At 68.4% G+C, this 12,392-nt stretch carries 13 protein-coding genes; 3 read left to right on the top strand and 10 right to left on the bottom strand.

Annotated features, from left to right (window positions below; translation table 11 throughout):
- Nucleotides 1–11 precede the first annotated feature (11 nt).
- From QOZ81_RS01625 to QOZ81_RS01635, 3 genes are read right to left on the bottom strand one after another with little or no spacing between them, the layout of a single operon-like run.
- Entirely contained in the window at nt 12–1,460 is a 1,449-nt protein-coding gene (locus QOZ81_RS01625) for a polysaccharide deacetylase family protein (protein WP_291202596.1), read from the bottom strand.
- Nucleotides 1,457–1,807 (bottom strand): 6-pyruvoyl trahydropterin synthase family protein, encoded by a 351-nt coding sequence (locus tag QOZ81_RS01630; protein WP_291202593.1) that lies wholly within the window; start codon nt 1,805–1,807, stop codon nt 1,457–1,459. Before QOZ81_RS01630 ends, QOZ81_RS01625 begins: the two co-directional genes overlap by 4 nt.
- 28 nt (nt 1,808–1,835) lie before the next feature.
- The gene (locus tag QOZ81_RS01635) at nt 1,836–2,510 is read right to left on the bottom strand and encodes an HD domain-containing protein (RefSeq protein ID WP_291202590.1); all 675 of its coding nucleotides are present in this window, start codon (nt 2,508–2,510) and stop codon (nt 1,836–1,838) included.
- A 78-nt stretch (nt 2,511–2,588) separates the two neighbouring features.
- Between QOZ81_RS01635 and QOZ81_RS01640 the strand changes: the two genes are divergently transcribed.
- Complete coding sequence (locus QOZ81_RS01640; protein WP_291202587.1) at nt 2,589–4,331, top strand: protein-disulfide reductase DsbD family protein; 1,743 nt, start codon at nt 2,589–2,591, stop codon at nt 4,329–4,331.
- A 61-nt stretch (nt 4,332–4,392) separates the two neighbouring features.
- Here QOZ81_RS01640 and QOZ81_RS01645 read toward each other — a convergent pair whose 3' ends face one another.
- From QOZ81_RS01645 to QOZ81_RS01655, 3 genes are all read right to left on the bottom strand, one after another.
- Nucleotides 4,393–5,433: a TlpA family protein disulfide reductase gene (locus QOZ81_RS01645; RefSeq protein ID WP_291202584.1), complete on the bottom strand. Its 1,041-nt coding sequence runs from the start codon at nt 5,431–5,433 to the stop codon at nt 4,393–4,395.
- Between the two features lie 55 nt (nt 5,434–5,488).
- A complete protein-coding gene (locus QOZ81_RS01650) occupies nt 5,489–6,229 on the bottom strand; it encodes a TlpA disulfide reductase family protein (protein ID WP_291202581.1) in 741 nt (246 codons plus the stop codon).
- A gap of 104 nt (nt 6,230–6,333) precedes the next feature.
- Nucleotides 6,334–7,086 carry a TlpA disulfide reductase family protein gene (locus QOZ81_RS01655; protein WP_291202578.1) on the bottom strand — a complete coding sequence of 251 codons (753 nt, stop codon included), beginning with the start codon at nt 7,084–7,086 and terminating at the stop codon, nt 6,334–6,336.
- 152 nt (nt 7,087–7,238) lie between these two features.
- On the opposite strand from QOZ81_RS01655, the gene QOZ81_RS01660 reads away from it, so the two are divergent.
- On the top strand, nt 7,239–8,138 hold the full coding sequence (locus QOZ81_RS01660; protein ID WP_291202574.1) for an energy transducer TonB: 900 nt from the start codon (nt 7,239–7,241) through the stop codon (nt 8,136–8,138).
- Here the strand turns inward: QOZ81_RS01660 and nth are convergent.
- Nucleotides 8,083–9,531: an endonuclease III gene (nth, locus tag QOZ81_RS01665; protein WP_291202571.1), complete on the bottom strand. Its 1,449-nt coding sequence runs from the start codon at nt 9,529–9,531 to the stop codon at nt 8,083–8,085. The genes QOZ81_RS01660 and nth overlap by 56 nt on opposite strands.
- A gap of 72 nt (nt 9,532–9,603) precedes the next feature.
- Here nth and QOZ81_RS01670 point away from each other — a divergent pair, with 72 nt between their 5' ends.
- On the top strand, nt 9,604–10,464 hold the full coding sequence (locus QOZ81_RS01670; protein WP_291202568.1) for a bifunctional 5,10-methylenetetrahydrofolate dehydrogenase/5,10-methenyltetrahydrofolate cyclohydrolase: 861 nt from the start codon (nt 9,604–9,606) through the stop codon (nt 10,462–10,464).
- A 9-nt stretch (nt 10,465–10,473) separates the two neighbouring features.
- Here QOZ81_RS01670 and QOZ81_RS01675 read toward each other — a convergent pair whose 3' ends face one another.
- Genes QOZ81_RS01675 through kdsA form a run of 3 tightly spaced genes read right to left on the bottom strand, consistent with a single transcriptional unit; the run spans nt 10,474 to nt 12,344 of the window.
- A complete protein-coding gene (locus QOZ81_RS01675) occupies nt 10,474–10,923 on the bottom strand; it encodes a hypothetical protein (protein ID WP_291202565.1) in 450 nt (149 codons plus the stop codon).
- Nucleotides 10,924–10,954: 31 nt separating this feature from the next.
- Nucleotides 10,955–11,503: a GNAT family N-acetyltransferase gene (locus tag QOZ81_RS01680; RefSeq protein WP_291202562.1), complete on the bottom strand. Its 549-nt coding sequence runs from the start codon at nt 11,501–11,503 to the stop codon at nt 10,955–10,957.
- A 10-nt stretch (nt 11,504–11,513) separates the two neighbouring features.
- A complete protein-coding gene (gene kdsA, locus QOZ81_RS01685; RefSeq protein ID WP_291202558.1) occupies nt 11,514–12,344 on the bottom strand; it encodes a 3-deoxy-8-phosphooctulonate synthase in 831 nt (276 codons plus the stop codon).
- Nucleotides 12,345–12,392: the final 48 nt, after the last annotated feature.

Here is a 12,392-nt window from a genome sequence, read left to right on the forward strand (position 1 = left end):
GCGCAGGGCCTTCAGCGGGCCGGAGCGCTGGTGCCGTTCAGCAGGGCGAGGCGGTGCCGGGGATCCCAGGCGGGCTTGCCGAGGTCGCGCAAGATGGTGCCCGCGGACACGAAGGTCCAGCCCTCCTTGCGGGCCCGGTCCATGAAGGCGCCGAGGCCGTCCGTGGGACGGTCCCCCTCCTCGCGGGCCGAGCCCAGGTGCATGAGGACGATGAGGCCATCGCCATCGCGGCCCAGGCGCTGCTGCAGCCGCGCCACGATGGCCTCGCCGCTGCGGTAGAGCTTGCGTTCTTTCGGCGTGGCCCAGTCGAGGGTATCGGCGCCTTCGCTCCACCCCACGTGGCGGTAGCCCAGCTCCTCAGCCCAGCGGCGGATCTCCGCCGTGTGCTCGCCGTAGGGGGCCCGCCAGTAGGGATCCATGGGACGCCCCAGCAGGCTCACCAGAGCCGCATCGGCGTCGAGCAGCTGGCGCTGGATGCGCTCGCGGGTCCACTTGGGATCGCGCTTCATGCCGGGCGCGAAGTGCGGGTGGTCCATGGTGTGGTTGCCCAGCTCGTGGCCTTCGGCGGCCATGCGCTTCACGAGGGCGGGGTAGCGCCGGATGAAGGCTCCCGTGAGGAACAGGGTGGTGCGCACGCCGCGGGCCTTGAGCAGGTCGAGCACCTCGGCGGCCACCTCGGCGCTGGAGCCGCCGTCGAAGCTGAGCAGGATGCGCTTCTGCCCTCCGGGACCCCGGGTGAGGTTCAGCGCCTCGCCCATGCCGGGCCAGGCGGAACCGGCGCCCGTGGGGATGCTGATCGGGGCGACGGTGGTGGCCGGCGGTGGCGCTGGGCTCACCGGCCGCGGCGTCGCCGGCGCCACCCGGGGTGTCGCAGGCTCCACGGTGATCGGCGTGAAGAGCGCGGCCCGGGGGCGCGGCCCGCTGGGCGCTTCCGATGCGCTGGGCAGGTCGCGGCCCCTCCGGTCCGGAATCGGCGCCACGGGCAGGGGCCGCAGCCGGGCCTCCGCGCGGGCCTTCGGGGCCGGTGCGGCGGGTGGCGCGGTGGGAGCAGGAGCAGGAACAGGCGCGGGTGGAGGCGCGGGGGGCTTCCGGGCCAGACGCGGGGCGGCGGGGGCAGGCCGGGGGCGGGGCGCCAGGGAGAAGGTGAAGCGGGCCAGCTCCCTCCCCTCGGCCGTCCGCAGGATGGCCGTCTCACCTTCGGGGGGACGGAAGAACTCCCAGCGGACCGGACCGGCTTCGGCATAGCGTTGCTCCCGGATGGAGCGCCCCTCCAGGACCAGGTCCGTGGGTTCCGCCACCTCGCCTTCCACCACGGCCAGGCCGCCGATGGGGTGCCAGGTCCACTCGCCCACGGACGGAGATTGGGCCGTCGGCAGCGGCGGCGGGGTCTGCCCGGATCGGTCAGAGCGGCCGCAGGCCGCCAGGACCAGCAGCAGGGCCGCCCCAAGACGTGTCCTCATCGGTCCACGCCGGCGCGGCAGAGGGCCCAGTAGTTGGCCTTCTCCCGGATCTTCACCCACTGGGGCCGGAGGGCCGAGGCCTGCAGCTCCCGCAGCGCCCACTCGGCCAGGGCCTCGGCGGTGGGGTTGCGGCCGGCCAGGGCGGGCAGCTCGTTCAGCAGCCGGTAGTCCACGCCGCGCACCCAGGTCTCCAGGGCCGCGGCGAAGGCCGGCTCATCGGCCTCCCGGGCCAGCTTCACCGCCGCCTCCACCTCCCAGTTGTGCCCGTGGCGATCCTCCTGGAAGCCCGGCAGGTCGTGGAAGTGGTCGGCCACGAAGGGACGCCGGAGGGAGAGGGTGAAGGCCATGGCGAAGTATATCCCCGCGACAGGGGTTCTAATTCCCCCGGAACTCCAGGTCGATCTCGATGCGCAGGGCCTGCAGGAAGGCCTCCATGGTGCGCTGGCGGGGTTCCGCCATCCGGCGCCCGGTGGAGGTCTTCATGAGCCCGGGGAGCTTCATGAGCTTCTTCTCGAAGTGATCCAGGATCCAGGCCTTGTCATTCAGATCTCGGTTGCGGGCGAAGGGATCCAGGGGGTGCCAGAGGCCCGAGTTGAAGCTGCCCCCGGTGGCGAAGACCCGGGCCACGCCAATGGCCCCCAGGGCCTCCAGCCGGTCCGCGTCCTGCACCACCGCAGCCTCCAGGCTGAGGGGCTGGCCGCCGCCGCTCCAGCTGTGGCTGGCCACCGCCGAGGCCACGGCCTCCGCCTTGTCCTCCAGGCCCGGGGTCTCGCGGCACCAGATGGGCACCAGCTCTGCGGCCATCTGGGCCGTCTTGGATGACTCCGGGTGGTTCTTGGGGCGGTAGACCAGGTCGTGGAGCAGGGCCGCCGCCAGGCAGATCTCCTGGTCGGCGCCCTCGGCCTGGGCCAGGGTCTGGGCCAGGGTGGCCGTGCGGAGGATGTGGCCCAGGTCGTGGGCCGCGTCCCGGGGGGCGGGCTCGGCGGCCAGGTGGGCCTTCAGGCGGGCGATGAGGGGGACATACCAGGGAAAGGCGAATGGGCGTGGCATGCCCCTAGGCTACCGGGACCTGCCATCGGGGAGGAACCTCCGGGGCGCTACCATGGTGGATTCTGGTCTGGAGCCCCCATGCGCCCGTTGACACCGATCTTCCTGAGCCTCTGCCTGGCACTGCCGGCCCTGGCCCAGCGGGCGGACCCCGGCTTCGACCCCGTCAAGGACGTGGGCCTGCGCTTCGAGAAGGGGGCCGTGGTGGTCTCCGCGCCCACCGGGTCCCACCTGAAGGCCTCGTTCATGGAGGTCACGAAGAAGGCCGGTCCCGGCACGCTGAAGATGGGCAAGCTGCCCCCCACCACCGCCAAGGACGAAGTCGGCGACGGCATCTGGCACGGCACCGTGAGGGTGCCCGTGAGCGGCGAGGGGCTGTCCGGCACCGTGACCCTGCAGGTGACCTACCAGCCCTGCACCGAGGGCGAGGGCGGCGTCTGCTACCCGCCGACCACACGGCCGCTGGAGGTGAAGGCGGGGGAGGTTCCCGTGGCGGCGTCTGCGGCAAAACCTGCGGCTTTGCCGTTGGACAAAACTTTGGAGGCACCAAAACCTGAAGCTTCTGCCGCGCCCGCGGCCGCGCCGACTGCGCAGCCGGATGTCCCGGCTGCGCCAGCTCGCACGGGGCTGCTGCTGTCCCTGGCCATCGTCTTCTTCTTCGGGATGGGAGCCTCGCTGACGCCCTGCGTCTATCCGATGATTCCCATCACCATGGCCATCGTCGGGGCCAAGGGCAGCGGCAAGGCCCGGGGCTTCGTGCTGTCCCTGGCCCTGGTGCTGGGCATGGCCGTGACCTACACGACGCTCGGCGTGCTGGCCGCCAAGAGCGGGGCCGCCTTCGGGGCCTTCGCCCAGAAACCCGCCTTCCTGATTCCGGTGTCCCTCATCTTCGGCGCCTTCGCGCTGTCCCTTTTCGGCGCTTTCGAGATTTCCCTGCCACCCAGCCTGGCGATGAAGCTGCAAGGGGACGGCTCACGCAAGGGGCTTGGGGGCGCCTTCCTCATGGGCATGGTCCTCGGTCCGCTGTCGGCTCCCTGCGTGGGCCCCGTGATCGGCACTGTCCTCATCGGCATCGCGCAGCGGGGCGAGGTCTTCCTGGGCGGCCTCCAGCTGTTCGTGTTCTCGCTTGGCATGGGCGTACTGTTCATGGCCGTGGGCACCTTCTCCGCGGGGCTGCCCAAGAGCGGCGAGTGGCTCACGCGCTTCAAGCAGATCATGGGCCTGCTGGTGCTGGGTTTCGCAGCCTGGAACGTGCGGCTGATCGTCCCGGCCTGGGGCAACTTCGCCATGTGGACCTTCGTCATGCTGGCCGGCACGGCAGTCTTCGGCCTTTTCGAAACGGCGGATGACCTGGTGGGGCAGTTCCGCAAGGGGCTGGCGATCCTCATGCTGGCCCTGGGTGTGCTGCTCTCGGTGCGCGCGGTGGAGGGCTTCCTCCAGGTGGATCTGCTCCCCCGCGGCGGCGCCCCCGCCTCGGCGAAGGAGGAGCACGCCGGCTGGCTGGAGCAGGATCTCCAAGGGGCGCTGGCCCAGGCCAAGGCCGACAAGAAGCTCGTGCTGGTGGACATCTACGCGGACTGGTGTGCCCAGTGCAAGGAACTGGATGAGAAGACCTGGCCCGATGCCGGCGTGAAGCAGTGGATCGCCCAGAACGCCGTGGCCATCCGCATCGACACCGACGCCAAGCGCAAGGACCTGGCCGCGAAGCTGCAGGTCCGGAGCTATCCGACCGTGATCCTGCTGGATGCCGAGGGCCGGGAGCTGCGCCGCCTCCTGGGTTTCGAGAAACCCGCGACGATGAAAGCCTGGCTGGAAGCCAAATAAAAGGGGCCCGCAACCGCGGGCCCTTTCCTATCTGAATTCGCGCAGCGGGTTCAGCCGACCGCTACTTCCCCAGGAACTTCTCCAGCGTCTTCTCCAGGTTGGCGCCGCGGAGGTCGCCACCGCTGGCGACGATCTTGCCGTCGGGTCCGATGAGCAGGGGCTTGGGGATGCCCTTCACGCCGTAGGCGTCGCTGATCGGGTTCTGGAAGCCGTTCTCGATGTAGGTGTGCTTCCAAGGCATGGGCGTGGCGGCCTGGGCGCGGAAGGGCGCGATGTGCTCGACCTTGCGATCGAAGGAGAGGGACAGGATGTCGAAGGGCTTGGCTTTGAACTTGGCCCAGGCGGCGTGCATGGAGGGCATCTCCACCCGGCAGGGGCCGCACCAGGTGGCCCAGAAGTCCACGAGCAGGTAGCGGCCCTTGAAGCTCTCCAGGGTGTAGGTGGTCTTGGCGTCCCCGAGGGCCTTCAGGCTGAAGGCGGGCGCGGGCCGGCCGATGGCGGTCTTCTGCTCGGCTTCGAGCAGTTCCTTGGCCTGCTTGGCCTGCCGGGTGTCGCCGAACTCGGACTGCAGGATGTCGTTGGCGGACCTCCAGGCGGCTTCATCCTTCGCATCCAGGCGGTCCCAGAAATATTCGAAGAGCAGGTGGCGGCGGATGGCCGGATCGGGGTGCTTGGCACGGGCCTCGGTCACGTAGGGCCCCCAGCCCTTCGCGTTCTCGTCGGCCAGCTCGAGGATCAGGGGGACATCCAGGCTCCAGACGGTGGCCGTGGCCGGCACCTCCTTCTGCACCTGGTCGATGAAGGCGGGGGTCCGGTCCAGCTTGGCCAGCTGCAGGTGGTAGAGCTTGCTCACCAGCAGGGCCTGGCGCACGTCGGGCCGCTTCTCGGCGGCGAGCCGGGCGTCCAGATCCGCCAGTTCCTTCGTGCAGTCGCCGCGGAAGTCCTTGGTGTTCTTGCCGGCCTGGATGTGGGCGGTACGGGCCTCCATCACCGACTTGGCCTTGGCGCGGGCCGCGTCCAGGATGGCCTGGATCTCGTCAGCAGGGGCCGGCGCCTGCAGCGTGGGCAGAGCAAGCATGAGGCAAGTCAGGGTCAGCGGCATAGGGCCTCCGGCAGGTGGTTCCGTTCCACCCGCCAGGATACCTCGATTGATGAGGTCAAGGCTGAGAGGGCTTGGCGGGCTCAGAACGGGCCGGACCACCTGTGGGGGCAGGAGCCGAAGGGAGGGGTTTCTCGACGATCGCGCGACTAAGGGCTTTGCCCACGAAGCCGTCCTCGTAGCCGATGTGGACCTCGGCCAGCCTCCCCAGCCGATCCACGACGAAAAGAACCGGGACGGAATAGACCATATCCATGAAATTGGAAGGCCCCTCCTTGCCTAGACCCGGTGTAAAGACCGGCATCTTACTGACCTCGAAGAACTGGCGGTTCTTGTTCATGAATTTATGGATGGCTCGCCATCCGCCCTCGATGGCACCGCCATCCTGCTGGTTCTCGTCAAAGTTGATGGCCAGGATGTCGAAATCGAATTGATGTCGTTTGGGGTAAAGGGCGGCGAACTCCATGAGCATCTTGGCTGAAGGGTCGCAGTTCTTGCTCCAGAGCCCCACCAGCACCACTTTGCCCCTCAGGCTGGAGAGGGAGATTCCCTTGGCTTTCTCATCATAGGCGGCGAAAAGAGACACATCCTTCCGTTCATTCTGGGGAATGAGCCAGTCGCCTTGCTGGTGGTGGAGGACTAAAGATCCTCCTCCGGTCCTTTCGAGATAAGTCTTCTCCCTCATCAATCTGGGACAGGTCGCATCACTGGGACTGTCGGCATTGGTGAACACTCCTTGGGCATTCAGAGTCAGGGCGGTGATGGCGAACAATGGCGCGAAAAGTATTCGTTGACGCATTGACAACCTCTTGGTGGGGAGTTCGCCGCCAGTCTACAGGCAGACCCGTTCCACCTGTCAAGGTGCCTTGATTGAAGGGGTCAAGGTTGAGTGGGCTTGGTGGGTTAAGAAGGGGTAGGGCCACCTGCCGGGGCAGGCGCCACCGGAACGGGGGGTTGGGCCTTCTCGACGATCGCCCGCTTGATGGCTTCGCCCACAAAGCCCTCCTTGTAGCCGATGTGCTGCTGGGCGAGGTTCCCATCGCGGTCGATGACGAACAGCACCGGAAGCGAATGAACGATGTCCATGAAATTCGAAGGCCCCTCTTTACCCAGGCCGGGGATGTAGACCGGCATCTTGCTGACTTCGAAGAACTGCCGGTTCTTGTTCATGAAGGTGTTGATGGCTCGCCAGCCACCCTCGATGGTCGAATCGAACCGGGAATTGCCGCCCCCCTGCTGGTTCTCGTCGAAGTTCACGGCGAGGATCTCAAAGCCGAACTGGCCCTTCTTGGGGTAAAGGCTCGCGAGTTCGAGCAGCATCTTGGCCGATGGATCGCAGTGGGTACTCCAGAGCCCGACCAGGACCACCTTCCCTTTCAGGCTTTCGATGGAGGTGGGCTTGCTCTTGGCGTCATAGGCCGCGAAGGCAGCCACGGACTTGCGCTGACCCTGGGGGAAGAACTGCTGCCCCTGCTGGTAGGAGAGCTTGGTCGTACTGTCCGCGCCGAGCATTCCGCCCGTGGTGCCAGCCACATGCGTACCGTAATTCAACGCGGTCTTGTCCTTCTCGACCCGGGGGCAGATGGCGTCCGTGGGGGAATTGGCGTTCTGGTAGATGCCTTGGGCACCCAGGGTGAGCCCGGAAACGGCAAGCATCAGACTGGTCGTCAAGCGTCGTTGCATCTTGGACCTCTCGGCTGTGATTGGACCACCAGCCTATCGAGTTCCGGACCTTGGGGCCACTCTTCTCCACCCTCCAGAGTGAGAGGGCCTATCCTAATGGATACCCATCGATCTGGAATCCACCTTTGTCCCACCTTGCCTCCAATCCATCTGCTCCTCGGGTGGGCGGTCCCCCCGCCCTTGGCGCCCCCGTTCCGGATCTTCCCCCCACCCTCCAGCCAGCGGCCATCTTCCGGGCGGCACCTCCGCGGGATCGGCGGCTCAGCGCCCTGGTGACCCTGAATGTCTATGGGGGGCTGCTGCTGCTGGTCTGGGCCTGGAGCCGCCCCCCTGGTGCCGGGCGGCTCCGGGAGGCCCCGCGGCAGACCATGACCCTTCATCTCGAGGAACCCCCCGCTCAGGGCGCGCCGAGCCCGAGCCCCTTGATCCAGGCCGGTGCCGCCTCCCCGGAGCACGCAGTCAGCGCGCTCACGTTCACTCCGGATCCGATCGCTTCGGACCTGATCCTGCCGATGTCCGACGCGTTACATGACCTGCCGGAACCATCCCAGACCCATCCGGTGCCCGTGGATCCCGGCCCTGTGACCCATGCTGGAGTGGGCCACGGGACCGGGCCGGGGGGCAGCGCTGGGAAGGGGTTTCCCAAAGAATCGGGACGGACCATGTTCCGCGCCGTCCCGGGCCTGAATCCGGGGTTGGATCTGAACGACCTGGAGGTAATCCACGAAGAGATCCCGTCCTACCCATTCCTGGCTGAATGGGGGCGGATCCAGGGAGACGTGGTGGTGCGGGTCACGATCAACGAGAAGGGTTTCCCCATTCGCACCGAACTGCAGGAGGGGCCCGAGGCCCTTCAGTCCGAGACGATGCGGGCCGTGAAGCTCTGGCGCTTCGGTCGCGGAATCTTCCGCGGCCAGAAGGTGGATGCCACCTTCGACATGACCTTCCGCTACATCCTTCGTGAGAGCTCTAGAGCGACCTCGCCAGCTCAAGGCCAGCCTCGGTCCGGCTCAGGTACCAGGTGAGGGCACGGCCATCCACGAGGCGCACCTCGGCGGACGGGAAGCGCTTTTGCAGTTCGGTCTGGTGCCGGCGGTTGAAGCGATAGGGTTCGCTGGGCAGCAGGATGAGCCGGGGGGCGAGGTCCTGCAGATCCTCTTCAGTTAGCACTGGGTAGCGATCCGGGCCGATGGGCGTGAGGTTGCCCTGGCGCAGGAGGTCGCCAATGTAGGTGTCCGGCCCGGCGCTCATCCAGGGCTCCTTCCAGACCAGGGCCAAGGTGCGGGGGCCCTTGCGGCGGCGACCCTTCAGGGCGGTCTCCAGCGCGGTTGCGCGAAGCTCGGCGGCCTCCGGGACGCCCAGCCTCGCACCCAGCTGGCGGAGCGCCGCCGCGCAATCCTTCACGCTGCGGATCTCGAGGGCCAGCCAGGGGAGGCCCAGGGCTGTCAGGGCCTCGGCGACCTCCTTCGGGTTCTCGTCGCGCTCGAGGATCACCAGATCCGGTGCCAGGTCACGGATGCGGCGGAGGTCAGGATCCTTGGTGCCGCCCACGGTGGGTACGGAGTTGCGGATCCACCGGGGCTCGATGCAGTAGCGGGTGCGGCCCACGAGTTGCGCGGCCAGGCCCCACTGCACCAGGAGTTCGGTGACTGAGGGCACCAGGCTCACGATGCGCAGGGAGCCGCTGGCAGAAGACGTCGGAGGACTGATGGCGCTGGCCGGGAGGCCGGGAACCGAAGCCTGGAGTTTCACACCCAGGTGCGGGTCTTTCGCCTTGCCCAGCCCCGTGGGGCAGAGATCCAGCAGGGTGCAGGCGCCGCAGTCGGGGCGGCGGGCATCGCAGACGCGGCGGCCGTGGAAGATGAGCTGGTGGTGCAGCTCGATCCAGTCCTCCCGCGGGAAGCGGCGGCAGAGGTCGGCCTCCACCTTCTCCGGCGTGGTGGCCCTGGACAGCCCCAGGCGCCGCGCCACGCGGAAGATGTGGGTGTCCACGGCCAGGGCGGGCACGCCGAAGGCATTGGCCAGCACCACGTTGGCGGTCTTCTGGCCCACGCCCGGCAGGGCGCCCAGGGCCGCCGGATCCGAAGGCACCACGCCGCCGTGCCGCGCCATCAAGGCCTGGCCGAGGCCGATGAGGTTCCGGGCCTTGTTGTGGTAGAAGCCCGTGGAGCGGATGAGACCTTCCAGTTCCTCCAGGCGGGCTCCTGCCAGGCTGGCGGCGTCGGGGAAGCGGGCGAAGAGGGCCGGCGTGGTGAGGTTCACCCGGGCATCTGTGCACTGGGCGCTCAGGATGGTGGCCACCACCAGCTGGAAGGGATCCGCGTGGTCCAAGGCGCAGCGGGCGTCGGGATAGGCGCTGCGCAGGCGGGCCTGGAGATCACCGGGCTTGGGCCTGGGCTTGGACTTGGGAAGGCTCATGGAATCAGCATAGGAGGGCACCTAGGGCGAGAGGGCGGTAGGATTCGATAAACTACAAGTTTGAGGTGCCGCATGCCCACCACCCTGACGGGAAAGCTCGACTGCCAGGAAACCGCCCGCCACTACTTCGAGCTGGTGCGCTCCAACGTGAAGAAGCTGGGATTCTCCCCGGGACTGGGCATCGTCCTGGGCAGCCAGGACACCGGCAGCCTCACCTACCAGCGCTGGCTCATGAAGGACTGCGAGGACGCGGGCATCAACGCCTCGGACCTGCGGGTGGAGAACGGCATGCAGCTGGTGAAGCTGGTGGCCCGCCTCAACCAGGATGAGAAGACCCACGGCGTGTTCATCTTCTACCCCCTGCGCTACCAGGAGATCAAGGATGACGAGGTGATGGACCTGGTGGATCCCGGCAAGGACATCGAGGGCCTGCACGCCATCAACATCGGCTTCCTGAACAAGTACCGGAAGCGCATGGACGATGGCACCCAGCACCGCTGCATGACGCCCTGCACGGCCCGGGCCGTCGTCAAGACGCTGAAGCGGGGCTTCGGCGAGGCCTGGCTGGCGGGGAAGACCGTGCTCGTCATCAACGACAGCCTGCGCATCGGCCGCCCCCTCACGGCCATGGTGGCAAACCTGAAGGCCACGCCCATCCTCTGCCACGCGAACACCAACCCGGCGCACCTGGAGGGCTTCATCCGCATGGCCGACGTCATCGTCAGCGCCGTGCCGGCCCCGGGCTACCAGATCAACACCGACTGGATCAAGGACGGCGCCCTCTGCTTCGACCTGAGCGGCGAGGGCAACTTCGACTACGAGGCCCTGGCTCGCCGGGGCATCCCCTACACGGACACCACCAAGAACAGCGTGGGCAAGGTGACCCGGGCCATGGCCCTCCTGAACCTCACCTACGCGGCCGGGCTGGAGTAGCGGCTCTCCCTAGAACCGGAAGGTCGTCACCAGCCCCAGGTTGCTGCGGCGGCGTGGAGTTATGCCGCTGGAGAAGGGGCGCTCCAGGTGCTCGCCTTCGAGGCTGACGACCCAGCGGGGGTGGAAGGCCCAGCCGACCCGGAGGCGGGGGCCCAGGAAGGCACCCTCGCCCTGGGGCGCCTCGACGATGGCGCCGAGGCCCAGGAACACCTCGTTGGCGGTGGCATTGGCGTCCGCCACGAAGCGCAGGGCGTTGTCGCCATCGTCCCAGTGCCGGACGCCCAGGCCGATGCCCAGGTGGAGGTGGGCGAACTCGCCCCGATCCTTCACCTGCAGCTCGGTGATGGGCACGGTGAATTCGGCGGCCGTGGCCCGGGGCTGGCGGATCACCGAGACCAGGGTGGACTGGGCGGCGAGGGGCGGGGCCGCGAGCAGGAGGAGGGGTAGGAGTCGGCGCATGGAGAGGCTACCGGTCGGGCCCCATGATGGTTTAGCGGCTTCGCCACTCCCCGGTCAGCAGCCCGTACACCGCATGATCCACGAAGCGGTCACCGAGGCGTTCCGCCTGGCGCAGGGTGCCCTCGTGGCGGAACCCCAGCCGGCGGGGGATGGCCCGGCTGCGGTGGTTGCGCACGCCGGCGCGGATCTCGATGCGGTTGAGCTGCAGGGCGCGGAAGCCATGCCGGAGCAGCGCCTTCACGGCGGCGGTCATCAGGCCATGCCCCTCGGCCTCCTGGGCCAGCCAGTAGCCGATGGCGGCGCTGCGGTGGGCGGCATCGATCCACACGAAGCCGGCGATGCCGACGAGCTGTTCCTTCCACCAGAGGCCGAAGGACTGGGCCTGTCCAGCGCGGCCCTGAGCACGCACGCGCAGGATGTAGGCCCGGGAGTCCTGCAGGCAGAGGTTGGTCGCGGGCCAGGGCAGCCAGCGGTCCAGACGGGGGCGGTTGGCCTCCACCAGGGCGAAGAGGGCCTTCGCATCGCGCAGGTTCAGCGGACGCAGCTCCAGGCCGCGGCCTGCTCTCAGGGCATCGGCCATGGCCCCGCCCTCACTTCCCGGCGGGATCTTGCAGCGCCGCGGCACGGCCGGCGCGCCACAGCACCAGGAGCTGGTCCAGCAGGTCGCCGAAGCGGTCCAGGTGCATGGCGTTGGGACCATCGCTGTGGGCCTTCTCGGGGCAGTCATGCACCTCGAAGAAGAAGCCGTCCACGCAGGTGGCCGCCGCCCGCGCCAGGGTGGGGATCATCTCCCGGGCCCCGCCGGTGGCGTTCCCCAGGGCGCCGGGCTTCTGCACGCTGTGGGTGGCGTCGAAGATGACGGGGCAGCCGGTCTTGCGCAGGTGGGGGAAGCTCTGGAAGTCCACCGCCAAGTTGCCGTAGCCGAATGTGGTGCCCCGCTCGGTGACCCACACGGGGCCGTGGCCAGGGACGGACTGGAGCTTCTCCACGCCGTGCTTCAGGTCCCAGGGGGCCAGGAACTGGCCCTTCTTCAGGTTCACGGTGCGGCCCGTGCCGGCCGCGGCCACGAGCAGGTCGGTCTGGCGGCAGAGGAAGGCGGGGATCTGGAGCACGTCCACGGCCTGGGCCGCCGGGGCGCACTGGTCGCTCTCGTGCACGTCGGTCAGCACCGGCACGCCGTAACGGCTGCGCACTTCGGCGAGGATGTCCAGGCCGCCCTCCATGCCCGGGCCGCGGTGGCTGCTCGCGCTGGTGCGGTTGGCCTTGTCGAAGCTGGACTTGTAGATGAAGGGGATGCCCCGGGCCTCGGCCAGGTCCCGCAGGGCGCCGGCCATGAGGTGGGCGTGATCCCGGCTCTCGATGACGCAGGGCCCCGCGATGAGGAAGAAGCTCTGGTCGGTGAAGGGTCGGGCGAAGTCCATGGGCACCTCGCCCCCAGTCTAACGCCACGGGGCGCATTGACGGGTTGT

This window comes from Geothrix sp. (genome assembly GCF_030219325.1).
Taxonomy (GTDB): Bacteria; Acidobacteriota; Holophagae; order Holophagales; family Holophagaceae; genus Geothrix.

What these genes read in the sequence shown, in the direction of transcription:
- QOZ81_RS01675 (WP_291202565.1), bottom strand. Translation starts at nt 10,923, where the DNA reads ATGCGCCGACTCCTACCCCTCCTCCTGCTCGCGGCCCCGCCCCTCGCC.
- kdsA (WP_291202558.1), bottom strand. Translation starts at nt 12,344, where the DNA reads ATGGACTTCGCCCGACCCTTCACCGACCAGAGCTTCTTCCTCATCGCG.
- QOZ81_RS01655 (WP_291202578.1), bottom strand. Translation starts at nt 7,086, where the DNA reads ATGCTTGCCGTTTCCGGGCTCACCCTGGGTGCCCAAGGCATCTACCAG.
- nth (WP_291202571.1), bottom strand. Translation starts at nt 9,531, where the DNA reads ATGAGCCTTCCCAAGTCCAAGCCCAGGCCCAAGCCCGGTGATCTCCAG.
- QOZ81_RS01625 (WP_291202596.1), bottom strand. Translation starts at nt 1,460, where the DNA reads ATGAGGACACGTCTTGGGGCGGCCCTGCTGCTGGTCCTGGCGGCCTGC.
- QOZ81_RS01670 (WP_291202568.1), top strand. Translation starts at nt 9,604, where the DNA reads ATGCCCACCACCCTGACGGGAAAGCTCGACTGCCAGGAAACCGCCCGC.
- QOZ81_RS01645 (WP_291202584.1), bottom strand. Translation starts at nt 5,433, where the DNA reads ATGCCGCTGACCCTGACTTGCCTCATGCTTGCTCTGCCCACGCTGCAG.
- QOZ81_RS01650 (WP_291202581.1), bottom strand. Translation starts at nt 6,229, where the DNA reads ATGCGTCAACGAATACTTTTCGCGCCATTGTTCGCCATCACCGCCCTG.
- QOZ81_RS01640 (WP_291202587.1), top strand. Translation starts at nt 2,589, where the DNA reads ATGCGCCCGTTGACACCGATCTTCCTGAGCCTCTGCCTGGCACTGCCG.
- QOZ81_RS01635 (WP_291202590.1), bottom strand. Translation starts at nt 2,510, where the DNA reads ATGCCACGCCCATTCGCCTTTCCCTGGTATGTCCCCCTCATCGCCCGC.
- QOZ81_RS01630 (WP_291202593.1), bottom strand. Translation starts at nt 1,807, where the DNA reads ATGGCCTTCACCCTCTCCCTCCGGCGTCCCTTCGTGGCCGACCACTTC.
- QOZ81_RS01680 (WP_291202562.1), bottom strand. Translation starts at nt 11,503, where the DNA reads ATGGCCGATGCCCTGAGAGCAGGCCGCGGCCTGGAGCTGCGTCCGCTG.